This window comes from Nitrospira sp. (assembly GCA_005116745.1).
Classification (GTDB): Bacteria; Nitrospirota; Nitrospiria; order Nitrospirales; family Nitrospiraceae; genus Nitrospira_D.
Genome location: SWDS01000010.1, coordinates 21808 through 46285, shown reverse-complemented (window position 1 = coordinate 46285; position 24478 = coordinate 21808). Strand labels below are relative to the sequence as shown.

General features: G+C 54.5%; 26 protein-coding genes. All 26 read right to left on the bottom strand.

The window, feature by feature from the left end; translation table 11 throughout:
• Positions 1-5: 5 nt before the first annotated feature.
• Positions 6-479: a flagellar assembly protein FliW gene (locus E8D52_15035; protein ID TKB65714.1), complete on the bottom strand. Its 474-nt coding sequence runs from the start codon at positions 477-479 to the stop codon at positions 6-8.
• A 19-nt stretch (positions 480-498) separates the two neighbouring features.
• Positions 499-744: a carbon storage regulator CsrA gene (gene csrA, locus E8D52_15030; protein ID TKB65713.1), complete on the bottom strand. Its 246-nt coding sequence runs from the start codon at positions 742-744 to the stop codon at positions 499-501.
• 72 nt (positions 745-816) lie between these two features.
• The gene (locus tag E8D52_15025) at positions 817-2586 is read right to left on the bottom strand and encodes a hypothetical protein (GenBank protein TKB65712.1); all 1770 of its coding nucleotides are present in this window, start codon (positions 2584-2586) and stop codon (positions 817-819) included.
• A gap of 15 nt (positions 2587-2601) precedes the next feature.
• Entirely contained in the window at positions 2602-4626 is a 2025-nt protein-coding gene (gene flgK, locus E8D52_15020) for a flagellar hook-associated protein FlgK (protein TKB65711.1), read from the bottom strand.
• A gap of 6 nt (positions 4627-4632) precedes the next feature.
• Positions 4633-5157, bottom strand: a complete 525-nt coding sequence (locus tag E8D52_15015; GenBank protein TKB65710.1) for a hypothetical protein — start codon at positions 5155-5157, stop codon at positions 4633-4635.
• A gap of 58 nt (positions 5158-5215) precedes the next feature.
• Positions 5216-5521 carry a flagellar biosynthesis anti-sigma factor FlgM gene (flgM, locus tag E8D52_15010; GenBank protein ID TKB65709.1) on the bottom strand — a complete coding sequence of 102 codons (306 nt, stop codon included), beginning with the start codon at positions 5519-5521 and terminating at the stop codon, positions 5216-5218.
• 87 nt (positions 5522-5608) lie between these two features.
• Positions 5609-5998, bottom strand: a complete 390-nt coding sequence (locus E8D52_15005; GenBank protein ID TKB65708.1) for a hypothetical protein — start codon at positions 5996-5998, stop codon at positions 5609-5611.
• A 17-nt stretch (positions 5999-6015) separates the two neighbouring features.
• Positions 6016-7155 (bottom strand): flagellar basal body P-ring protein FlgI, encoded by a 1140-nt coding sequence (locus E8D52_15000; protein ID TKB65707.1) that lies wholly within the window; start codon positions 7153-7155, stop codon positions 6016-6018.
• A gap of 301 nt (positions 7156-7456) precedes the next feature.
• Positions 7457-8173: a flagellar basal body L-ring protein FlgH gene (locus E8D52_14995; protein TKB65706.1), complete on the bottom strand. Its 717-nt coding sequence runs from the start codon at positions 8171-8173 to the stop codon at positions 7457-7459.
• A 7-nt stretch (positions 8174-8180) separates the two neighbouring features.
• Positions 8181-8981: a flagellar basal body P-ring formation protein FlgA gene (flgA, locus tag E8D52_14990; protein ID TKB65705.1), complete on the bottom strand. Its 801-nt coding sequence runs from the start codon at positions 8979-8981 to the stop codon at positions 8181-8183.
• A 10-nt stretch (positions 8982-8991) separates the two neighbouring features.
• Complete coding sequence (gene flgG / locus E8D52_14985) at positions 8992-9783, bottom strand: flagellar basal-body rod protein FlgG (protein TKB65704.1); 792 nt, start codon at positions 9781-9783, stop codon at positions 8992-8994.
• A gap of 91 nt (positions 9784-9874) precedes the next feature.
• Entirely contained in the window at positions 9875-10645 is a 771-nt protein-coding gene (gene flgF / locus E8D52_14980) for a flagellar basal-body rod protein FlgF (GenBank protein ID TKB65703.1), read from the bottom strand.
• A gap of 627 nt (positions 10646-11272) precedes the next feature.
• Positions 11273-12022, bottom strand: coding sequence for a FliA/WhiG family RNA polymerase sigma factor (locus tag E8D52_14975; protein TKB65702.1), 750 nt, complete (start codon positions 12020-12022; stop codon positions 11273-11275).
• Positions 12023-12046: 24 nt separating this feature from the next.
• The gene (locus E8D52_14970; protein ID TKB65701.1) at positions 12047-12916 is read right to left on the bottom strand and encodes a MinD/ParA family protein; all 870 of its coding nucleotides are present in this window, start codon (positions 12914-12916) and stop codon (positions 12047-12049) included.
• 19 nt (positions 12917-12935) lie between these two features.
• Positions 12936-14270 carry a flagellar biosynthesis protein FlhF gene (gene flhF, locus E8D52_14965; GenBank protein TKB65700.1) on the bottom strand — a complete coding sequence of 445 codons (1335 nt, stop codon included), beginning with the start codon at positions 14268-14270 and terminating at the stop codon, positions 12936-12938.
• 18 nt (positions 14271-14288) lie between these two features.
• Positions 14289-16376: a flagellar biosynthesis protein FlhA gene (gene flhA, locus E8D52_14960; protein TKB65699.1), complete on the bottom strand. Its 2088-nt coding sequence runs from the start codon at positions 16374-16376 to the stop codon at positions 14289-14291.
• A gap of 208 nt (positions 16377-16584) precedes the next feature.
• Positions 16585-17661 (bottom strand): flagellar biosynthesis protein FlhB, encoded by a 1077-nt coding sequence (gene flhB / locus E8D52_14955; protein ID TKB65698.1) that lies wholly within the window; start codon positions 17659-17661, stop codon positions 16585-16587.
• On the bottom strand, positions 17654-18442 hold the full coding sequence (gene fliR / locus E8D52_14950) for a flagellar biosynthetic protein FliR (GenBank protein TKB65697.1): 789 nt from the start codon (positions 18440-18442) through the stop codon (positions 17654-17656). Before fliR ends, flhB begins: the two co-directional genes overlap by 8 nt.
• Before the next feature lie 212 nt (positions 18443-18654).
• Positions 18655-18924 carry a flagellar biosynthesis protein FliQ gene (gene fliQ / locus E8D52_14945; GenBank protein ID TKB65696.1) on the bottom strand — a complete coding sequence of 90 codons (270 nt, stop codon included), beginning with the start codon at positions 18922-18924 and terminating at the stop codon, positions 18655-18657.
• Between the two features lie 62 nt (positions 18925-18986).
• The gene (gene fliP, locus E8D52_14940) at positions 18987-19754 is read right to left on the bottom strand and encodes a flagellar type III secretion system pore protein FliP (GenBank protein TKB65695.1); all 768 of its coding nucleotides are present in this window, start codon (positions 19752-19754) and stop codon (positions 18987-18989) included.
• Positions 19744-20151: a hypothetical protein gene (locus E8D52_14935; GenBank protein ID TKB65694.1), complete on the bottom strand. Its 408-nt coding sequence runs from the start codon at positions 20149-20151 to the stop codon at positions 19744-19746. The genes fliP and E8D52_14935 overlap by 11 nt, the downstream gene beginning before the upstream one ends.
• Before the next feature lie 19 nt (positions 20152-20170).
• Entirely contained in the window at positions 20171-20539 is a 369-nt protein-coding gene (fliN, locus tag E8D52_14930; GenBank protein ID TKB65693.1) for a flagellar motor switch protein FliN, read from the bottom strand.
• A 19-nt stretch (positions 20540-20558) separates the two neighbouring features.
• Positions 20559-21539 (bottom strand): flagellar motor switch protein FliM, encoded by a 981-nt coding sequence (fliM, locus tag E8D52_14925; protein ID TKB65692.1) that lies wholly within the window; start codon positions 21537-21539, stop codon positions 20559-20561.
• 11 nt (positions 21540-21550) lie between these two features.
• Positions 21551-22102, bottom strand: a complete 552-nt coding sequence (locus tag E8D52_14920; protein TKB65691.1) for a flagellar basal body protein FliL — start codon at positions 22100-22102, stop codon at positions 21551-21553.
• Positions 22103-22408: 306 nt separating this feature from the next.
• On the bottom strand, positions 22409-23761 hold the full coding sequence (locus E8D52_14915; GenBank protein ID TKB66353.1) for a flagellar hook protein FlgE: 1353 nt from the start codon (positions 23759-23761) through the stop codon (positions 22409-22411).
• A 48-nt stretch (positions 23762-23809) separates the two neighbouring features.
• Positions 23810-24463, bottom strand: coding sequence for a flagellar hook assembly protein FlgD (locus tag E8D52_14910; protein ID TKB65690.1), 654 nt, complete (start codon positions 24461-24463; stop codon positions 23810-23812).
• Positions 24464-24478 lie beyond the last annotated feature (15 nt).

The following is a 24478-nucleotide window of genomic DNA, read 5'->3' as shown; positions in this document are numbered from 1 at the left end:
ATTGGCTAGATTTGACATTCTACAGGAGGAGAAACCTGTTCCGGCGTTGGCGGTTGGGACTCGGAGATCGGAAACAACGGGTGCCTGGTAGGGAAATCATCGGAAAGGACCAGCTGCTTTCCCAGTTTTGTTTTGTGACTGATGAGTAGCGGACCTCGCAGATTCGCAGTGATCCGATCCGGATCATCTGAGGGAATGGTCAAGATCACCGCAATGGCTAACTCCTCTCCCACTTGCGCCTTGATCTCTACTAACGCATCAGCGGGTACCTCAACATGATAGTCAGAATGAAACGTGTTTGGGTCCAGAATGACAAAGGCCAGTTCTGGCTCTTCAACCGATTGAAGCCACTTGATAGGAGCCTCGGCATCATGATCCAACATCACATACCGATGCTGCTCAGGAAACCCAAGAACCCCTGACGGAAATGTAATGAGACTTTCACTGCGAACCTCAAATGAACCAAATCGGGTCGACATACATTTCACTGATGCAACCTCATTGAGCAATGCGCTGTTTCAGAGGGATTAATCGGCGAAAGGCATCCAGAGGCACAGCCTGGGTCTTCGCGGCCAATCGATTCTCATCCTGAATCCGTGCATACACTTCTTCTCGATGAACGGCCACGGTTGATGGAGCTTCGATTCCAAGTCTCACTTGCCCGCCCTTCACGCCAAGGATGATCACACGAATATCGGGACCAATCGTCACCCCTTCGCCACGTCGTCGTGTGAGCACTAACATACAAGACGTCCTTAGTTTGACAATGGCACATTGAACTATCGGCCATACGCGGAACAAACTTGAGAGGCGGACTCACCGCAGATGCTTGAGGAGAGAGTTATCAAACAAGCGACCAAGCGTAGCACCCGCCGCCTGAATCGCATACTCTTGCAGTGTCAAATCTGAGATCGTTCGTGCCAGATCGATGTCTTCGAATGACGACAACTGGTTTGTCGCCAAATCTTTGGACTCCTGCAAGGCCACAGACGTCGATTCCAATCGGTTCGTCACGGCACCGATGGTACCCAACGCAGCAGACACTTGACCGATGGCTCGGTCAAGATCACCCAAGCTCTCAACAATTCCGGCTTTGTGATTTCCTCGTAGCGCCGCGATGAGACGTTGCACGGTATCGAAGAGATTGACGGTGGATCCGCTGAACGCTTTATCGCCTGGCACGTTGGTGGGAATCACCTGCCCGTCCGCTACTTCAATGAGATGGCTCCCGGAATCTCCCGCATACTTCGTGTGTGCCACGACCCGGAACAGATCTCCCGCAGCCGGCGCTGAAGCACCGTTGGTGATGCTCAATTGAATTCCATCAAAGACGATCGGACCACCCGATGTGTATGGCTGATTGGAAAGGACTGTTTTCGGAGCAACCGCGACCGAGAATCGATCTCCAGTGGTGGGTCCTCCCTGGTTCCCATTTGCAAGCACCACGCGGAGACCATCAAATTCGATGGCACCACCCGACACGTAGGAGTTCCCAGTTGAAATGGTCGTTGCCGTTGTCGTGTTCAGGACCGAATACTGTGCCGCTGAAGTAAACTGTACTTCATACGCGTTAAGAGTAGTTCGCTGAGGATCCGCGATACCAGCATCAATTCTGCCCACGCGACCAACATTGGAAGAATTAGCCGTCACCGTCACTGGCGCTGAAATATTGAGGACATCGAAAGATCCCGACCCTGTGAATCTTATGGCATAGTTATCGAAAGAGTTCGCACTCGCACTCACGATTTCCCCTTGCGAGACCAATGCTCCTCCACTGTTCGTAGCTGCCGCATCTGTCGCCACGGTTGTCACAAAAGTTGTCGTACCGACGCCGGCACTGCCACCATTGAACCCAAGCAGGGCTCGTGCCGAACCGCCTACCACTTCTACTTTCGAAGTCGGTCCGTCAGAACTCGAAGAAATGGCAAGACGACCCTCTGCATAGGTGACAGAGACATTTTTCCCCGCGGCAACTAAGGCTGAATCAGCATTGATACGGCTCTGCACTCGTGCGGCTAATTCAGAACCGCCAAGCGTCTCGGTACCGCCGGTGAGATCGATCGTGCCCGACGTAATCCCGTCAACCTTGACCGTCAAGGTATCTGTCACGGCGTTCGTCACGGTCACAGGCGTAGCCAGCGCCAAACCCGCAGCGAACCCGTGGCGGCTCGTACCTCCAAACACCGGTTGGTTCTCATCAAACTCGGTGTTTCCTAGTTGGAGCAGATGTTGCAGTAACTCTTTGATTTCATGTCCACCAGTGGCCCGATCCGCCGCTCCATTGGTATCGGACGCATATTGAACCGCCAGTTGTCTAATGCGAGAGAGAGTCGTCGTCGTCCCTTGGAGCGAGGTATCGGCTAAATCAACCCGCGTGGTTGCCGCTTTCACATTGCGAAGATACTGTTCTAGTTTTCCCAAAATCGCTTTTTCTCCAACGATCCGGTGGAAACGGCCGGGATCATCGGAAGGTTGCAACACCTGCTTGCCAGTGGCGAGATGCTCCTGCAACTTCAACGCTCTGGAGCGAGCTCGTTGATAGTTGTTGAGCAAGAATCCCAACGTCTGTTGTTCCGTCACGCGCATAGCATGCTCCTTCGCCTATCGTTTCAGCGAGATTAACGTCGACATCATTTCATCGGCAGCAACGATCATGCGCGAAGCGGCTTCAAACGCCCGCTGATACTTGAGGAGATTTACAAGCTCTTCATCGAGCGACACACCGGACACTTGCGCATGGAAGCTCTGTAATTGCTCATGACGAACTTCTTCCGCATCGAGGCGCTGACTCGCCGCCTGCGAGGCAATTCCGAGATTCGTTGCGGTCTTGCGATACGCATCCACAAACGTCGTCTTCCCAATCCCGGCAACGGCTTTCGACTGGAGACTAACAAGCGCCAGTCCATTTTGGTTGTTCCCAGGAACGCCAGCGCGCGTCGATGATAGAGCGATCTTGGCGGGGTCTGACAGGGCAACAGTCAGATCTCTTGCAGCGTTCTCACGAGTGTTCACGCTCAAGACATCAGTGGCAGCTGGCGCTCCAGTCACCGTAACGGAGATCCCATCAATGTGAAATGTTTGTGGGCCGCTATAGGTACCGGATGCGGCGGTGCTGGTCCCGGCAGATAATCCAAGCCCCCCCCTTGCGGTTCCTCCGGTCACATCAACTGAACTCGTTCCACCGACAGAGTTGGACCGCAGCACCAATCGATTCGTCGTACTCTCAAACACCACCGCGACCTGCCGACCAGCAGAAACAAGCGTGGCGTCCGCGTTGATTTTGCTCTGGAGTTCAGCTGCCAATGCTTCGCCTGAGGTATAGGGTTGTCCAGGAGAGACTGCCCCACTCAGCGTAATGGTTCCCGATGTCGTTCCATCTACCGAGACAACCAACGTATCGTTTACCCCTCCAGTAATGTTGAACGGAGCATCGACGGTCGGAGGAACGATCGCCGTTCCCGTGTAATTGCCTTTGATGCCAGTCCCAGTCGTTGCATCGAGGATCGTATACCCGCTAGTTCCGCTAAACTTAATCTCATAGTCATGGAAGGTCAGGACACTCGGTGCCGTGACTATTCCATTGCCGATCAGGCCAGACCCACTATTTTTGATTGACGCTTTGGTGGTAACGGATAATCCGGAAAAGAAGTCTTGCCCAGTAGTGCCATCAAGACCATATCCTCTGCGATGAATTTGATTCACCTCATTCAATATCGATCCCGCCAGCGCATCAATGTCTCGTTGAACCGAAGGAATCGTTCCATCTCGCACGTCAAGAAGCCCACGGAGTTTTCCACTAGAAATGAAATCACTGATGATGCTCGGCTGGGTTCCTCCAATGTCGTACCCAATGTCCAGAAGGCCCTGATTATCAGATGACTCAACCCCAACGAGATTGCGTGTCGTTTCCTGCTCGACCAAGACCAGCCCACGAGCCGTGAAGACAGAGACGGTGCCGTCAGATCGCTCAAGTGTCGACACATCTACTCGTGTAGCCAACTGATTAATAGCCAGATCACGCTGATCGCGAAGGTCATTGGCATTTTGACCACTGATCTCAGCTGATTTAATCTTCCCGTTCAGTTCCGCGATGATTCTGGTGAAACCATTGGTCTCACTGATCGTCACACCGATTTGCACGTTGATGGCACGACGAGTTTCGCCTAAGTCCGCATTGATCTGATGGAAGGAGCTCGCCAGCGTCGAGGCTTTTGCTAATACCACTGAGCGAGGGGTAGTCTGGGAAGGTGTCGTTGTTGCATCCTGCAGAGCCTTAAAAAACTCATCCAGTTGCCCCGCCAAGCCTCGCCCGCGCGTGTCAGCAAACAAGCTCTCCAATCTCCGCAGTTCATCACTGGTGACGGTGAATTGGCCCACGCCTTCCTCAGCGTTCGTCAATTCTCGATTCAGATATTTATCCACCACTCGGCGGATTGCCTCAACGCTCACTCCTGTGCCGACTTGTCCGGGACGGCCTTGGATAGGATGACTTTCAGTCAGGATGACCTCCTGTCGAGAAAATCCAGGAGTATTGACGTTGCTGATATTATGAGCAGTGACCGTCAATGCTTGTTGAGCTGTGAAGAGAGCCGTCTTTGCAATATCGAATATACCGGTAATTCCCATCGATTTTTACCCCTGCCGCTTGATCAACGCCGCCGACACGCCGCGATTGCTTTGAGAGCCCGACACGGTATAGAGGGCCTCCCCCGGAAGCAGTTGGTGGTGAGCCTCCATGGCTCGAATAAGAAACGATTGAACATTCTTGATCAGCACCTGATTGACCGCGATATCGTGCTTCACCACACGGACCTTCTCCGCAAGCCGCTCATACTGTTCTAGAATGAACCCTGCCTGTGGACTGTGAGTCCGGCGTAGAATTTCTGTCAGCGTTCGCCCCGCTTCTGGTACGTAGTAGGCAACTGCCAAGCCTTCCAGCAGACCATCCAGTTCTTCCTTCAGGCTGTGCAAGCACTCAAGAATTGAAATCCTTGATTGATTGATCGAGACGAACTCCTGAAGCGCCATGCACTTGATGGCTTCCCGCTCTTGGGTGATGTTTTGTGACAGGAGATCACACTGTACGGATTCGCGGGTGAGAATATGGGTCAACTGATCGAGAGAAATTAATGTATTCACAATCGACAACCTGCCCATCCATGGGCCATATCGGAGACTCGTTCGTCGCTTGCCAGCTATACTGGATCGAAGAGGCTCAGAGTACGGCGTCGGTTAGAACCTGCTTCACGATGGCATCGCCAACCGCGCGGCCACTGATATCGTATGTTCCGCTGTCAAGCGCGCGCCTGATGCGCTCCACCTGTTCATTCCGTTCAGGGTCAGGCTGATTCGCCAGCTCCCGAATCCGTTGAAGTTCCTTCGCTTGGGCCGAGATCTGAACCTCATCTTTACCCACCTGGGTGCGGGCAGCCGCTTGCCGATTACCTATCCCCTCGATGTCCTGAACCCCAAGTAACAGTTTGGCAAGATGATCTACCTTCCCATGGCCTGAAATCTGCATGTTATCGCTCCTTCCCCGGCTCTCGCCTCTCAGCTCTCAATCCGAGAGAATTATTGACTTTACCCCGGTCGAGCTTCTTATCGGTTCTTACCCAGAAGAACTTGAGCGTTTCGGGGGGGATGAGGAAAAATATTGTTGCGCATACTCCTGAACCATCTTGGCAATGCCTATCCCCCCAGACTCGGCTGCCCGTTTCCCAATTTCCTCGTCATAAAATGAGTAGAAATACGCCCCTTGCTTGTTGGTGATGCTTCCCTCAGGAACCGTTTCCCTCATTACCTTCAGTAAATAGGAGACAAAATAGGCCTCGAACTGTTGGCCAGCTTGGACCATTTGTTGACGTGCCGCCGCAGGGTCCTGCGATGTCGAGGCACTCATCTGAGACACAAGATGACTCGCGCGTCTGGTCAATCCAGGATCCACGTATGCTGGTGAAGAGGGCCCGGAATGGATTCCGTATTGTTCTAGCGTGTTCATAGGTAGCACTCGTCCATCTAAATGATTTCAAGGTTCGCTTGCAGCGCTCCTGCCGACCTCAGAGCCGAGAGTATTGCGACAAGGTCACGCGGCGTCACTCCTACTGCATTGAGAGCCCGTACGACGTCCCCCAATGTTACCGTCTCATCCACCACCAGGAGCCTCGACTCCTGCTCCTTAATCTCTGTCTGCACATCCGGTGTGACAGTCGTCTGTCCTGCGGACGAACCAATGAGTGGCGCCGTCGGCTGTGACACGTTCAACGTGTTCTTGACCGAGATCGTGAGATTGCCGTGAGAAATCGCACATGTGGAAATCCGTACATGTTCTCCCAATACCACCGTGCCGGTCCGTTCATTCACCACGACTTTGGCTATAGAATCGACGGTCACATCAAGTCCCTCGATCGATGCGATATATTCGACGACGCGCCCCTGAAACACTTGAGGGATTGTCGCCTTCACAGATCCGGCATTCGTGGCTGATGCACTGCCTTTCCCAAAGGCACTCTCGATGGCCTCGGCAGTCCTGATGGCAGTCGTAAAATCGGGTTGGCGGAGAAGCACAGAAACGGTCGCCCATGAGTCAATGTCGACAGGAAGCTCCTTCTCGATAATGGCGCCACCAGGAACCACACCAGCCGCCTGATGATTCTTCGTCACTGTGGCGCCGCCAGCCCCTCCCGTCCCGCCGAGAAAACCACCGATTGAGACTGGTCCCTGCGCGACGGCAAATACTTGCTGATTGGCTGCTTTTAACGGCGTGAGCAAGAGCGTCCCGCCTTGCAGGCTTTTTGCATTCGCCATCGACGACACCAAGGCATCCAGTGTCATCCCTGGTTTGGAGAATGGAGGCAGCTTGGCGGTCACCATCACCGAGGCGATGTTTCTCGTTAATAACTGGATGGGATCGATCACCAGGTTGACGCCCATCTTATTCAACATGGACATCATTGCCTGAATCGTGAACTGTCCACCGATGACTCGGTCGCCGGTACTGTCCAGACCAACCACCAAACCGTAACCAAGCAACTGGTTTTCACGGACTCCTTCAATCATGCCAATATCCTTGATCCTCACCGCATCGGCGCCGGAAGGTGTCAACACACCACTGGTCAGGACCAGCACATTGACTAGAGCGATCCACCGTATGAACATGTATGCGGCACCTATCCTCTCCATGAACATTTGGGAACAGAGACCTGTAACCGAGGACCAAGTATGATGCGCGACAGCCATCCTTGTTCAGAAGCCGAATCTTTCCTCGAAGCGTGATCAGCATCATCTAACGCATGGAATCGCGTTCTGCTCCCAAACGTGGGAGGATCAAAATCTGCCCGTCGGACAACCCCACTCTGCACCATCATTTGAAGCGTACGAAGATTCAACGGACGCCGCTTGAGCATGCTTCTCGGAGTCGGTTTTCGTCTCGGCTGAACCGTCATAGCCCCTCTTCCCCTCAGAACGGATAGACCCAATTGAGAATACGGATCAACCACCCGGGTCGCTGCACATCGTCCAGCACACCCAAGCCTGAGTATTCGATTTTAGCGTCCGCAATGGCACTTGAAGCCACTGTATTCTTGGTATCCACATCGACACGCCGGACAATCCCACCAATCGTCATCAGCTGCTTTTCACTGTTGACACTCACCTCACGTCGTCCCTCGATCCGAAGATCCCCGTTGGGAAGCACCTCTGTCACGATCGCAGAGATGGTCCCTGTCAATGTGCCTTCACGATTGGTGGAACCTTTCCCATCGAACTTGTTATTAGCGTTCGCATTGATTCCGAAGCCACGCTTTGTTTCATCGCTGAAGCGGATCCCTGGAAGCCCGATATATCCCATACCACTGCCGACCATGCCGTTCTTAATCGTCGAATCCCGTTGAACCGCCGTATCGGCTGACTTGGACCCTTTATGAACTTCGGAGATTTTCACAGTCAGAATATCCCCGATCCGCATAGCACGCATATCTTCATAGAGATAGGCTCGTCCGTTTTCTTCCTGCCAGAGCGAGCCAAGCGTCTTTGGAGGAGGGAGCAGCGGCACAGTCACCTTGCTCGACGGGCTCGGCGGGCTTGAACATCCGTGCAGGGCGATGGTGATGACCAGGCTACGTACGGCCATATGAAAAAGCAGATTACAGTGAAAATGCATGGTGTTCTCTGCCACGATTCAGCTAGAACTCCACCTCAACAAGATTTGGAGCCACCACTTTGGCTCTTAGCTCCCGACCGGACTCCAGATTGGTGACCATGACGGTCTGTCCGACTTGTCCGTTTGCTTTCGTTACGCCACTCGCCCGAATCGACAGGCCTCCACGCCGCGCCTCGATGAGGACTCGATCACCCTTCTTCATCACCAACGGAGGCTTCACAAAGGCTGGGCGTAGCGGTGTCTCGGGCGGAAGAGGCCGTGATGCGCTCTTTCCGATGACCTCTGCTTGATCGGTGATGAAGGAATGGTTCACCTGATGAACCCGCAATCCGACCGTCTTGAGATCGCTCATATCAATCAGTTCATCGGCCTTCAGAAAACGGGTGACAACAACCGCGTCGATCATCGCCGCAATATCAGCAACAACCTGGATCGTTTTCCGAGATTTCCCGTTTGCGACCGCCTCCACATGAAACATCCGCCGTCCTAGACCTTCTTCCAGCGAGTTGGGAGTAACTTGCAACTCCACCGTCCCGCCGGGGAGCATCACAGAATCCGCGGGATCCAACACCGTCACATGTACCGTCTTAACCTTGTGCCCCCAGTCGCTCTCCAGATGTTTCTGAATGGCCTTCCGAATGAGATCAGGACTGACCTCACTGACAGCCGGTCGGTCCACAACGGTGTCGGTCGCCTGATGAATCGGACCTCGGGACTCAGATAGGATGGGCCGAGACCCACCACTAGGTCCTGCACGTGATGTCGTCACGTCGAAGACTACAGATGAAAGGAGCATGATCATGGTCAGCCAAATCCTAGACATGAGCCGCTCCTTATCGTCTGAGATTGTTTGCAATGGCCATCATTTCGTCGGACGCCTGAATCGTCTTGGAATTAATCTCGTAACTTCGCTGCGCAATGATCATATTGACCATTTCTTCGGCGAGATTAACATTCGAACTCTCCAAGAATCCTTGCTGGATCGTCCCGAATCCGGTGGTGAAGCCGCCGGTCCCCTGCGTCGGAGGACCGGAAGCAAAGCTATCAATAAAGAGATTGCCCCCCATCGCGACCAACCCGGAAGGATTGTCGAACCGAGTCAATTGAATTTGCCCCACTTGCGACGACTGCGTCACACCTGGCAGCAAAACGGAGACCGTGCCGTCCTGCCCGATATCCAACTTGAGCGCGCCGGACGGGATCGTAATCACGGGATTGAGAAGATCACCGTCGCCGGTCACGAGATTGCCCACATTGTCACGCTTAAACGATCCATTGCGGGTATACATGATCGTCCCATCAGGACGGGAGACTTGAAAAAACCCTGCTCCATCGATCGCCAAATCCGTCTCGTTGTTCGTTTGGCGCATATTCCCCTGAATCCATTCTTTCGCAACAGTCGTTGGGCGTACCCCTGCCCCAACCTGGATGCCGACTGGAAAGACCCCGACATTGGAGGCGCTGGTACCGGGGAGTCGTTGAATCTGATACAGCAGGTCCGCAAACTCAGCTCGGCTGCGTTTAAAGGAGTTGGTGTTGACGTTGGCAAGGTTATGGGCGACCGTGTCAACATTGATCTGCTGAGCCGTCATTCCGGTCGCTGCGGTCCACATGGCACGAATCATGGAATCCTCCTACGTATCTTGCCGTTCGTAAAACCTGACACGCACGAGCTGATGTGTACGAATGACCGACGACCAACGACACTTCACAGTCTTAGAGCACTCGTCCTACATCTTGAATCGTGACCTCAGTCATACGATCAAGCGATTGAATCAGCTTTTGCGTTGATTCATAGTTGCGCATACCCGCAAGCATCTTCACCATCTCGCCAATGGAATTGACGTTGGACTCTTCGATGTGCCCAACCTGAATCTCCGGATTCTTGCTCACCGTGCCTTTCTCCGAGAAGAACAGCCCTTCCGACGACTTCTGCGGCATGTTTTCAGCCGCAAATTCCATGACTTTGATTGTCGCCACAGGTTTAGCATCGACTTTGATGTCTCCCTGTGACGTAATCTCTAATTTTCCTGGAGGAATCTTGATCTCACCCCTCGTCCCCATCACGGGATAGCCAAGTCCTGTCACCAGCCGGCGTTGATTATCCAGTGACAGCATGCCGTTGCGGGTGTATCGAGACCCTTGTGGCGTCTGTACCTCAAAGAACCCTTGCCCTTGAATGGCAACGTCCAGCGGATTGCCGGTCAATCGGATGCGGCCTGGCTCAAATGTGGTCTTGATCTGATGTGGTGCGACAAACACACGCTCAGATGGTCCGAATGGTCTGGCCGTGATCTGCTGAGCCAATCCCACAGTTCGGCCTCCAGTGGGAGCGACCGAATGGTACCGTGGGAATATGGCTTTGAAGGCCTGCTCATCCTGCTTGAAGCCAGCGGTATTCACATTAGCCATATTGTTCGCAAACACTTGCATGCGCCGCTCATGGGCGAGTGCGCCAGACAAGATGGAATAGATACCTCGATTCATATTGCCGACTCCTTTTCTCTTCGAGAGACAGCAACCCTTATGCCAGATTCGTTCCGAACAGAGATTACTGTATATCGAATGCGAACTCAGCCAAATGCAGGCATGAACTGACTTCCGCTGTGGAACAACAGGCTGGTATGGAATCCCTCTGCCATACTGCGAGGGTGGATTCTACCCACTGAGGTGAAAATTATTCCCAGTACTGACTGGTGAGGGACGCCTCATGCCAACCCAAAACTGTAGGGAAGGGATGTACGGCTGGTCGTGTCAACCATAGCAATGGAACAGCCACGATTCGTGGGTGCCTCGCTTCGTGTACTCGACCATTCGCTAGGACGTCAGCCAAGCTCCCAGAATCAGCCAGTGTCGTCCCCATCCACCCTATGTTTCTGCCACACACCGTTGCTGAGGCAGACCACCATACAAGCGATCGTTGCACCAATCGTGGGAACGTATGATGTGAGACCTTCATGTGCATATGCATAATCTTGATTGCTGATTGAGGACCTGGCTATAGCAGGTGCTAGTCGAGATCTCGTCTAGAGTGGTACGGGGTTCTAGGACTCAGAACTGAAGCCGAGCCACGTTGAGAATCGAGCACCCTGCCGAGTCGGTCGGCGGATAGCATCAACTCGGTTTATGCAAGAGTGCCTTGAGCTGGATGATAGCCTTCGTATGGATTTGGCAAACCCGTGATTCAGTGACCTTTAGTAACTCTCCGATTTCCTTCATCGTAAGCTCCTCGTAGTAATACAAGCTCAGAACAAGGCGCTCTTTTTCCGGCAACTTGTGGATAGCATCGGCAATCAATGCACGTTCACGCTCGTTGACCAATGAGGACAAGGGATCCGGCGTGTGCGTATCGGCCAACATCTTGACCACTTTATGCCCGTCTGGTTCATGAAGGCCTAAATCGTCCACACTAATCATCACCGCCCCTCTGGCCCGCGTAATGAAATCATCTAGCTCTTCCAGGGACATCTTCAGTTCCGTCGCCACCTCTTCATCATGGGGCGGCCGACCCAATCGGCTCATCAGCATCGTGTGCGTCTTTTGGAGCAAGCCGATGCGTTCATGAACCGATCTCGGGATCCAATCCATCGATCGAATCTCATCAAGCATGGCGCCACGAATTCTGAACTCCGCATACGTCTTAAACTTCGCTTCTCGTGTGGGGTCATACTTATCCATGGCATCCATGAGTCCAATGGTGCCAACCGAAATCAGATCCTCCGCGTCGAGGTACGCCGGGAGGCGGAAGGCCAGTCGATGGGCCATCGCGCGAATAACATGAGCAAACTCCTTGATCAGCTCTTCACGTCTGGCTGCCTGGGCCGCAAATGCTTTTCGCTCGTGTGGTAATGCAGTCTTGCTCATGATCTTCCCATGTCCGATCGTTGGTCAGTTACTCGCCGGCGTCACCGCCCGTTGCCATACAAGCTGGACGGAACTTTTAGGGAGATCAGGCCTCGGCCATTGGATAACTTGATGTGCCAACCTCCGGAATGCTTGGGCTGCTGGTGCATCTGGGAATAACTCACAGAGCGCCTTCTGTTGCATGACGGCCAAATGCACATAGTCGTCATAAGGGATTGCCCCGACTAATTCGACGGCCACATGAAGAAAATGATCCACCGCCACATCCAACTTCCCGAATACTTCAGCCGCTTCACGGGGACTCTTCGCCTGATTCACCAGTACTTTGAAACGGCGTTCTCGATACTGACGGGCCAAGACTTTGATCAGCGCATAGGCATCCGTGAGCGATGTCGGCTCCGGCGAGACGACGATGATCGTCTCATCTGCCGCAGAGGCAAAAAAAGTGACGTTTGGCGAGATGCCCGCCCCGGTATCGATCAAGAGCACATCCATCTCTGACGTGAGCTGGGCCAACTGTTCCTGGATCATCACCTGTTGGGCTTCTGTCAGCGCCGTCAGACGGGCAACGCCGGAACTGGCCGGAAGCACATGGATGCCCGCTGGGCCGCTGAGCACGATCTCATCAAGCGTATGTGTGCCTCTCAATACGTCTTCGATCGTATGCTGCGGAACGAGCCCCAGGAGGACATCCAGATTACCTAAGCCGAGGTCGGCATCCAAAATCAGCACCCGCTTCCCAACCTTCGTGAGTGACACCGCAAGGTTCGCAACCACATTAGACTTGCCGACTCCTCCCTTGCCGCTGGACACCGCGATGACGCGAGTGGATGACCCATCTCCACGACTCAGATCCTCCGACATAAGGACAGACCTTCTTGTTCCAAACGGCATAGCGAGACCTCCAACCAGATTATCCGTGGTGAATTGCGGCTTCCACTAATGCAGGAATTGCGCCGGATGATTGACCGACCCGATTGACAACCTCCTGAGAATTGGTCGAGGGTTCTGCAGTCAACAACGCCGCCAAACGTTCCGATGAGGCAACCTCGATATCCCCAGGAACTCGCCGTCCGATGCTCCAATAGGAAAGCGGCACCCCGGTTTGATGCGCAACTTCAAAAATGGTGCCAAACGATTCCGTCTCATCGAGCTTCGTGAACAGAAGACGCAGCTGGGGTAGATCACTGAGGCGTCTCGTAATCCGACAGAGCTCCTGCTCCCTGGTGGAAGCCGGAAGGACTAGATGAGTGGTGACGGCCCCCTGTGGAAGCAGCCGTTGCAGTTCTTTCGCCAATGCCAGGTCACCTGGTCCGATCCCAGGCATGTCGATCAGCACACGATCTACTCGCGTATGACGACGGAGCCCTTGATGGACTTGTCGAGCTGACACGGCGCAAGCGAATGGCACCCCCACGACCTTGGCATACCGACGCAGCTGCTCCACTGCAGTGTCCCGATACGTATCAAAGGTAATGAGGGCAACGGATCTCCGCTGCTCAAGCCGATAATAGGAAGCCAGCTTGGCCACAGCCGCGGTCTTCCCGGCTCCACTAGGTCCGATCAGAAGACCGATTGAGGGCGATCCCTCTCCATTCTGGAGCGACTCGCTCGTTCGCACACGAGTGGAGATCTCACGCTGTAGTGCACGCCGAATCGATTCATCGTCGCCTGGATCGGATACTTGGTCCGTCTTGCACGCCTCATGTATCAGGAACTCCACGGTGGAAGCCTTCATCCCCTGCTCGATCAGCGAGTGGCGCAGCCAGGCCAGCATCGGCACCGGTTGACTTCCGATTGACCGGACATTTTCCCGCGATAAGTCCTCCAATAGGCGCCCCAATTCGTTCACGACGGTGCGGAACTGTCGACGACGATTCAGCTTCACGTGCACTCGAGATGGCTTCGACGAGGCGGACCGACCGGCGGGTGGTGTCGTCGCCTCGCGATTCGGCTTCAGCATCCCGTGCAAGGTCTGTTGAAACGTCGGCAGGGCCTCCGACCCTTCATGAGACGGTCTCCCCGGCGCAGCACCGCGTGACACGTTGTCTGCCACCTGAGAGGGCCGTTGGGCATCTTGATCGGATGCGGCCATCACTTCCAGAACCGGTCGATTGAATGCCTGGACGACTCGCCCTCCCTCACGCACCTCTTTAGTAGACAAGATGATGGCATCCGGCCCGAGTTCTTCCTTGATGGCGCGCATGGCATCCTGCATTGTGAGCGCGTGAAATGTTTTGACCTTCATGGCTTACCTGACGATGAGCTACGCCAATTCAAAATCGATCCGCACCGTATCTAACGACTGCAGGCGGACAAACGCATCCACTTCATTGAGTCCCATGACGGGAACGGCATGCAACTGACGATCGCTGTGTCGACGGAGATGGCGGCGAACAACCTGCGAACAGAGTACGATCGGCTGCTGCCCGCGAGCCGCAACCCGTTCGGCAGCCTGTTTGAGACCAGTTAACAGCTTGTGAGAGAGCGTGGGGTCAAGGTTCAACATGGCCCCAGGCGGCAATGCCGCGGCTTGTTCGGCCAATGACCGGTCTAGCCGAGGATCCAGGGTAATGACCTGCAGACTACCGTCAGATGCGAGATACTGCTTGGTAATTGTGCGAGCCAGCGCCTGCCGTGCATACTCGGTCAGGACTTCTGCATCTTTGGTGGTGGTGGCATGATCAGAAATTGCCTCGAGGATCGACCGGAGATCCCGAATCGGAATGCCCTCCTTGAGCAAGTTTCCGAGAACCCTGACGACTGTTCCGAGGGGCAGCAGCGTGGGAATGAGTTCCTCCACCAACTTCGGATGTGATTGTCCCACTTCATCCAAAAGCGTTTGCACCTCCTGCCGTCCCAACAGTTCAGCACTATGGCGTTTGATCAACTCGGATAGATGTGTGGCGATGGCCGAGCCTGCATCCACCACGGTATACCCCGCCATTTGAGCCTGCTCCCTCGCATCTTCAGGCACCCAGAGTGCAGGCAACCCAAATGCAGGCTCCTTGGTTGCAATGCCCTGCACCAAGCCGCGTTGACCGGTCCCTGGATCGATCGCTAACAAATGCCCAGGTAAGACATCAGCCTTGGCCACCTCCACGCCCTTCAACATGATGGCGTATTCGTTCGGACGCAGCTGGAGATTGTCACGGATATGAATGGGAGGGACGACAAAGCCCATCGATTCCGCAAATTGCCGCCGGAGCGCTTTAATCCGATCGAGCAAGGCGGTGCCCTGCGTTCCCTCGACAAGACCGATCAAGCCGTACCCCACCTGCACCTCCATAAGATCGAGCGGGATCACTCGGGTCTGACCGTCCTCGGTCTTGGGCATGCTGGGAGTGGGGGTGGGAACGGCTTGAACCTGCTCGCGCAGATGGAGGTGATAGGCGACCCACGCAAGGGCACTCCCTAATGCTAAGAACGCCACATGCGGAAGCCCAGGTACCAATCCAAGCGCAATGAGGATACCCGCAGCCATGCCCACGGGTTTGGGGGAGGTCAAGAGTTGCCGCGTCATCTCCCCGCCTAAATCCGTGTCCGAGGCGGCGCGAGTCACCACGATACCGGCGGCAGTCGACACGATCAGAGCAGGGATCTGCGCGACCAATCCCTCACCAACCGTCAGCACGGTATAGGTTTGAGCCGCCAGTCCCGGACTCATACCCTGTTGCAGAATCCCGATCGCCAATCCGCCGATGATGTTGACGAAGACGATAATGACGGCGGCAATGGCATCGCCACGAACAAACTTGCTGGCTCCGTCCATCGATCCGTAAAAGTCCGCTTCTTCCGCTATTTCTCGGCGACGGCGGCGTGCGTCTGCCTCATTGATCACACCAGCATTCAGATCCGCATCAATACTCATCTGCTTTCCGGGCATGGCATCCAAGGTGAAGCGGGCGGCAACCTCGGCGACACGTCCGGCTCCCTTTGTCACCACGACGAAATTAATGATCACGAGAATCGAGAAGACGACCAGACCAACCGTGTAATTACCCCCGACGATGAAGTTGCCGAACGCCCGAATCACCTCGCCGGCAGCTCCTGCCCCTTCGTTGCCATGCAGCAATATCAGTCGCGTGGAGGCAATGTTGAGGGACAGCCGGAACAATGTAATCACTAGCAAAATCGATGGAAATACCGAGAACTCAATGGGGCGCCGCACTTGAAGTCCTACGAGCAAGATAATCACCGACAGCGTGATATCGAAACTTAACAACAGATCGAGTACAAAGCGCGGCAATGGCAACAGCATCACCATGAGAATAGCCACCACCCCAAGGGAGATGACAATGTCCGGATGCTTGATGAACTGAGGTTGTTCTATCGGTTCGATTGCCGTTGCCATAATCTCCTAGAAGTCTAAGAACACATTCGGGTGATGCACACACCATGACGGAATGTTTCCGTACCTGCTGACGTCGGAACAACTTCAGGATGCTCACAATAGCTGTCCAGCAAGGCCGTAGCGAGCGAAGAGGCGAGGCCTACGCTTCGGTACGTTAAGACTCTGAGCGACGCGAGAACACCGCTGGCGGACTTTCTCAGCATCCTGTTCATGGAGTCACACCTCTGGCGCGATACACAAACGCGAGAATCTCCGCAACCGCACGATACAGATCGTTTGGAATCTCCTTGCCAATCTCGACGAGTTTATAGAGTGTTCTCGCCACGAACTTCTGTTCGATCACTGGCACCCCGTGATGTCGAGCCAACTCACGGATACGCTCAGCGACAAAGCCAGCTCCTTTAGCAACCACCACAGGAGCTCCCATCGTGGTGGTGTCATACTTCAGCGCGACAGCCAGATGTGTCGGATTGGTCACCACCACGTCCGCCGTTTTCACGGCGGCCATCATGCGTTTCCTGGTCAGCTCTCGTTGGAGTGTCCGCACGCGACCCTTAATGAGCGGATCGCCTTCCGCGGACTTGTGTTCCTCCTTGACCTCTTCCTTCGACATCCGCAGACTGCGTTCCCACTCATAGCGCTGGTAGAAATAGTCAAACCCGGCTAGGACCGCGATCGCCCCAGCGACAGCCAATCCAACCTTCAAGGCGAGCCGTCCAGTAACACCCAGGGCGGTACCCATATCGAACCCGATTAACCCTGGAATCTGGAGTACGTCATACCGCGCAACCCACACACCGACACCCGTCACAATCGCGATTTTGAGGAGCCCCTTGACCAGCTCGATCACAGACCGCAATGAGAATAATCGAGATAACCCTTTGATCGGACTGATGCGTGTGGCATCCAGTTGAATCGCATCAGCACGCCATAACAACCCTGATTGCAGCAACGACGCACCGCTCCCCATGACCAGAATGCCCAGCACGACCGGAAGACTCAGCATCACCACGGTGAGGCCGGCATGGATGACGACTTCGTACACCTGTTCGATAGACATGTCTTTATAGAACGCTAAGGGAAACGAGAGCGTAAGCCCTTGACGAGTCATCTCCGTCATTTTCTGAAGACCAACCGGCAACATGGCCGCCAGCAGCCCGACGCCACTCAAGAGGATCACGGCCGTCGACAGATCGCGACTGATCGCGATCTGTCCTTTCTTGCGCGCGTCCTCTTTCCGTTTCGGCGTCGCGGGTTCGGTCTTATTACTTCGATCCTCAGCCATGTCCCAACGCCCTCAGAAGCTCATCAATCGTGAATTGCAGTCGCTCCATTTCTCGAACTAACAGTTCCGTCACAAACGGCGCGGACAGCGACATCACCGCCAACCCGCCGGCGATCGTGACAGGGAAACTCAACACAAATACGTTGATCTGACTGACCGCCCGTCCCAGCAACGCGAGAAGAAGATTGATCAGGAGGATGATGACAAGTACCGGCACGGCCAACTTCAACCCCACCACAAACATGTTCTGAGCGAGGCGGAGAATCGCCTCCCCCATGCCTCCTGTGAGAGAGGCGCCAAATGCCGGAATGGATTCATAGCTTGAGATAATCGTCGCCACCAGCAACAGATGTCCGTTCAGCGAGAGGAAGATGAGAGTCGCGAGAAGGGTGAAGTATTGGCCGATGATGGGGGTCTGTTCGGCTGTCGTGGGATCGAACAGTTGCACCACGCCGAAGCCCATCTGCACGCCAATCACCTCTCCGGCCAATTCCAGCGCCCCAAAAAATAATCGCACGGCCAGTCCGATCGCCAAACCGATGACCATTTCATTGATGAGTCCGGCGGCCATGACAACAGGGTCATAGGGCACGGCTGGGAGTGGAACGATGGGAGCCAACAACACGCCCAACGCCAAGACGAGCGCCAGTTTGATTTTCGCCGGAACAGCCCGCCCGCTCAACACCGGCAACGCAGCCAACAGCCCACCGATACGGGAAATAAGGACCAAGAATCCTTGGAATTCTGGAAGGAGAATCTGGATGGTCTGCGTCAACGCCATTCGCCTCGTACTAGCAGGTCATTGAAGAACTATTCTGATATCCGCAACTCCACACAGCTTGGATGTCATAGACCGGATGCCCATAGCCCGCAGGATGTTCAAAAAGGCCTTCCAGCAAGGCCACAGCGAGCGAAGAGGCGAGGCGTACGCTTCGGTACGTTGAGCCTCTGAGCGATGCGAGAACGAAGCTGGAAGACTTTTTCAACATCCTGTTAATGCACATAGTTGGGAATATTCATGAGGAGATTGGCCATATACGTGGTCATGGTGCTCAGCATCCAGGGGAGAAAGAGCAGCAACGCCACAAACAAGACCACCACTTTCGGAACAAACGTGAGCGTGGCTTCGTTCAGTTGCGTCATGGCTTGGAGCGCACTAATAGCCAGACCGATGAACAAACTCAGCCCCAGAATCGGTGACGACACCAACAACGTCGTTTCTAACGCTTGTCTGGCCAGTTCCGTTACCATTTCTGGTGTCACGTGATCATCCCTCTTCTCGGCACTTGACCATCCGATGTCGTCTATCAACAAACCGCTCAGCCCTAGTGAAAACTTCTCACCATTGACCCCACGACCAAGTACCACCCATCGGCCAAAACGAACAAGATCAGCTTAAACGGCAGCGAGATCACGACAGGCGGAAGAAGCATCATGCCCATCGACATGAGAATACTGGCCACAACCATATCGACGATGAGAAAAGGGATATAGATTAAGAATCCAATTTGAAAGGCAATCCGCAGCTCGCTCAGAATGAAAGCCGGGATGATCGCCTGGGTTGGCACGTCCTCAACCCGATCTGGCTTTGGCACGTGACTCAGCGTGATGAACAGTTCGAGATCCTTTTCCCGTACCTGACGCAGCATAAAGCCTCGCACCGGCTCGATGCCCTTCTTCCACGCCTCTTCATAGGAGATCTGCTCAGCCATCAATGGTTGGAGCGCGTTGTTATAGACGGCCTGCCCCACCGGAGCCATGATGAACATCGTCAGAAACAACGCCAAGGACAGCAAGACTTGATTGGGAGGAACGGACTGCGTTCCGAGCGCTTGTCGAAGAAAAGCCAACACGATCACGATCCTGGTAAAGGACGTCACCATGATGAACAAGGCCGGTGCCAAGGAGAGCACCGTGAGCAAAACGAGAATCTGGATCACCACCGCGGTTTGTTTTGGACCATCCGCGCCAAAGTCGATGCTCACCGATGGGCCGGCCGCGACCGCTTCTGACAGCGGCATCACAAGCAACATGATCCCTCCGAGGAGAATCCCCAAGAATCTGTGCGCGTGCGACTTGTGCTTATCGGCCATGAAGTCCCTTGTTATGATGCAACGCACCGAACGGGAAACGCCGCAGCCAGGACGCAAACCTTTCCTGAGAGGCCGGCGCCGCTTCAGTGGAGGCGTTCTCGCTGTTGAGAGAGAGCATATCCCGCAATTCGGCTGAATCGCTGATGCGTCCGAGCGGCACAAGATCGGTCGCGGTCGTCCCCACAATCAAATATTCTCCCGCAACCGACACGACGGAAATGGTCTTGCGTGGAGCGATATAGCCACTGGCCAAGACCCGTACGAGCGGACGCCCGCCGGCAACTCCCAGTCGTTGCCCCATCACTCGCCGGACCGCCACCGCGACAAGCCCCATCAACACCAGCACGATGGCCAGGGCTGCGACGGTACGGAACAGACTTTCCCACAGATCAATCACGGCCTCTCCTTCGGATCATTCAGCGCAAGTGCTGCACGCGTTCCGCCGCGCTCACCACATCCGTCAAGCGAATACCAAACTTCTCGTTGACGACCACGACTTCACCGCGCGCCACCAGCTTGTTGTTCACCATCACTTCCATCGGCTCGCCCGCGACTTTATCCAGCTCAATGACGGAGCCTTGCGCGAGTTGCAACAAATCTCGAATGGCCATCTTCGTGGATCCGACAAACACGGTCACGCTCATGGGAATATCCAAAATGAAATCAATATTCTTGGGAGTTCCACCCGTCTCTGCGCTTTGGACAGACGGAAACGAAGCCGGCTGCGGGGATGGGTTCCCGGTCGTCTGAGAATCGAAATGCGTTGCGGAGTCTGATTCAGCCATAGTTACTCTCTCGATGGTGTCACGACTCGTTCAATACTTTGGTCACGCGGCATGCGTGATTGCCCTTGTAAATGCCAGGACTGCCCTGAAATTTGTGATGTCCCTCGATATAGCAGTCGAGCGGATCTCCTGGATGCTGGTCAAGTAAGATCACATCACCCGGTGCAAAATTCATCACATCCTTCACCGTGACCGTGGCGGTTCCCATCCGCACCGTAATCGGCAGCGGACACTCGTGCAATCGCTCTTGGAATCGCTGGCCCCACTCGCCGGTTTGATCGAGTTGATCGGAGATGAGACCGGAATAGAGCTTCTCTTTGATCGGTTCGAGCATGCTGTAGGGATACACAATGTATAGATCCCTGGCGGTTTCCCCTAAGATGACCTGTAAGGTCACGACGACGACGATTTCAGATGCGGTCACCACCATCGCGAACTGAGGGTTACTCTCAGACCGCACATACTCGACCTTGATCGGCACAACGGCATGCCAGGCCTTTTCGAGATCGACAAGCGATTGGAGTAACAACTTCTTAATAATCCGCAGTTGGACGGATGTGAATTCTCGCCCCTCGGGCTTCACATGGGTCTGACCTTTCCCTCCAAAAAAATAGTCCACGATCAGGTACACAAGGAACGCATCCATCACGAAGAGGCCACTCCCTCGCAGCGGAGTCATATGAAAGACATTCAACGATGAGGGCATCGGAACCTTTTTCAGAAACTCCCCGAATTTGATCACCTGGGTCCCAACGATGGCAAAATCAATGGCCTCCCGAAACATGCTGGTCCAGACAACGGTTTGACGACGAATAAAGCGATCGTTGATCATCTCCAGGGTTGGCATCCGCCCACGGATGATTCGCTCCTGACTGAACAGATCATAGCCCTTGACCCCTGTGGCTTCCTGAGCAGATTCCTTCGGAGCCGTGTCCACTTCGCCAGACACCACGCCCTTCAAGAGCGCATCGATTTCGTCCTGCGATAGAATCTTTTCCATGGTGTCTGCGGTTACTGAAGGACAAATTCAGTAAAATAGGCCGATCGTACTCCCGGCTTCTTCAGGAGCCCGTTGATGCGCTGAGTAATTTCATCACGGAGCTGGAATTTCCCCTGCGTCGTTCTGACTGCATTGACGTCCTTGCTGCTAAGCAAGACCAGGACTGCATCCCGTAGCTGAGGAATTCGTGTGGACAGTTCAGTAGAGACCGCTTCGCTGTCCACCTCGAGCTTGAGAGTCAACTTCAAATACCGCACTTCCTGGGTGTCTGCGAGATTGACGATGAAAGGATCCACATCGAACATGACACCAGACGACGAGGCCTGACCATGTTTTCCACCAGCCTCGCCCTTAGACTCGACCTTTTCCTCGGCCTCACCTTTGTGATCCGCTGAACTTTCAGCCCCTTTGCTGCTCCCTCCAAGGAATTTGACGACGACGAATGCCCCACCAACCCCGAATACCAAGGCAATGACTGAGACAATAATGAGCAGTTTGATGGGGAACGCCGGAGCGGGGGCCGCTGCGGAAGCTTTTTCGTCACCTGCGGCTGCATCTGCCATAACTCCTCCTCCATTAACTCGTTGGCCCGGAGCGGAGACTGCAATGCATATGCCACTACACGTTGCGACTCATCGGCAGCAAGAATCATGAATCCCTATATCTGGCGCATGCTTCCATACGACATACACCACGCACGACTGGGCGCAGCAGCGCTGCTGTCAAGCAACCTCTTGACACCGTCAAGAAGCTGACAGGGCGCTGGATAATGGCCACGAGTAGAACTTGACACCGGATGAGAGGGCGGAGTGAAGGAGGGAGGGGCTGGGAGTCCTTATCGCTCCCAGCCCTACCGCGAAAGAGCAGATCTACCGTTTTAGATTAACCAATTCCTGTAAGATTTCGTCGGACGTGGTGATTACACGCGAGTTTGCCTGGAACCCTCGCTGCGCCGCGATCATATCGATAAAACTTTCACCAAGATCGACATTTGACAACTCCAGTGAGTTGGACAAGACACGTCCCAACCCGGCGCTGTCCGGAGTTCCATTGACCGGCTGACCGGAGTTGCCGGACTGGGCAAAGGTATTTTTTCCCGTCCTGGTCAAGCCAATCGGATCGGGGAAACGGGCGAGGACGACCTGTGCCAGAGCGCGGAGTTGCCCATTGGAGAATCGTCCGCTGATGATACCATTCGCATCGACGGAAAAGGCCTGGAGTGAGCCGGCAGCATACCCATCTTGGGTCTGCTGTACCAGTGCTGATTCGGCCCCGAATTGCGTTGTTCCATCAAGCCCGTTTCCCCCACTCGTGGTATTCGACCCAAAGTCCATGGTCATGAGCTGGTTTGCTGTGGCACCGACAAAATCAATCTGCAACTGTCCCGGCGCAGCTCCAGCGGTCCCCGCCGCGGTACCATCGTCGTACCGAGTGACCACGCTCTCGTTGAGCAAAGTGCCATTCGTCCCGAAGGTCAAGGTCCCAGTCCCCACGCGAACGATGCCGAGCGTCGAGTCCTGATTGGCAGCATTGTAACCAGATGTGTCAATGTCTGGCAAAGCCGCAACAACATTATAGTCCCACGTATTGGCCGCAGTCTTCGTGAAATAGGTGGTCAGCAAGTGACTGTTACCAAGCGAGTCAAACACCGTGATGGACGTGGAGAAATTGGAGGTACCCGAAGGATCGCTCAGCAGAAAGGTGGGCCCGATGGTTGTGTTGGATCTCAAATTAGTAGCGACCTGCGCCGTCGTCGTGGCACGTGGCGAGGCCGTCGTCGAGGGTAACGCAACGTCACCGATGTTCCCTGTAATTGCACCAGTGGTGTCTGCAAGAAAGCCCTGTAACTTGAACCCTGTCGGATCAACGACATTATTGTCCTTGTCGAGCCGGAACAGACCAGCACGAGAATAGAACGTGGCATTCTGTGCATCTTTGACAATGAAAAATCCGTTGCCGTCGATGGCCAGATCCAGCACGTTGCTCGATGTGGATAGTGACCCTTGAGAGAAGTTCCCTTGTACCGAAGTGAGCGCGACACCGATGCCCGTCTGAATCGCGCCCGATCCACCGGAAATCGAGGAACTGATCAAGTCGGCAAATGACGCCTTACTCGCTTTAAAGCCAACGGTACTGAGATTGGCAATATTGTTACCGATGACGGAGAGCGCCGTACCATTCGCATTGAGCCCACTGACTCCGGCAAACAATGACGACAGAATTCCCATGGATGCCCCCCTCCCTCTTCAACCAGTTCGGATAGGTCTCTCCTATTGCACTTCCTCAATATCAGACGGATCCACGGATAACGCTCCGACAGCCAGCTTTGGTTCTCCCTCCTCCATACGCACACCCGTCACTGTGAGTTGTGCGCGGCCCTTGGCGACAACTGATACACCCTGGCGATCGACGGCAGCGAGGGCATACTCGTACACACCGGCCGTCATCGCGACACCTTTATTATCCTTCCCGTCCCATTGCACCTTGTTGAGCCCCGCTTGAAGTCCCGTGGAGTCCAACGTTCGCACGACCTGACGATTCTCATCTAAAATCGTAATCTGCACGCGAGCCGCATTCTTTTCGAGTGCATAGGTCAGCGAGGCCTGACCATTCTCCAACTGCGTGAGCGTATGATCAATGCTGATGCGGCGACCAACCATGGGCAGCAGCGTGAACTGCAAGGAGGCGCTCTGCGCATCAAGACTCTTCTGAAGGAGCTGTGACTGCTTCGCGGTTTGTTCCAACTGACTGAATTGAGTGAGTTGCGAAACAAATTCGGCATTGTCGGTTGGTTTTAAAGGGTCCTGGTTCTTTAATTGCGTGACGAGCAATTTGAGAAAATCTTCCTGCCCTAGTTGTTGAGGTCCGGTTTTGCGCGCGGTCGCTGGAGTTCCTGCCGAGTTCAGTGTCGATACATCGATCATGTCCGGTCTCTCCCT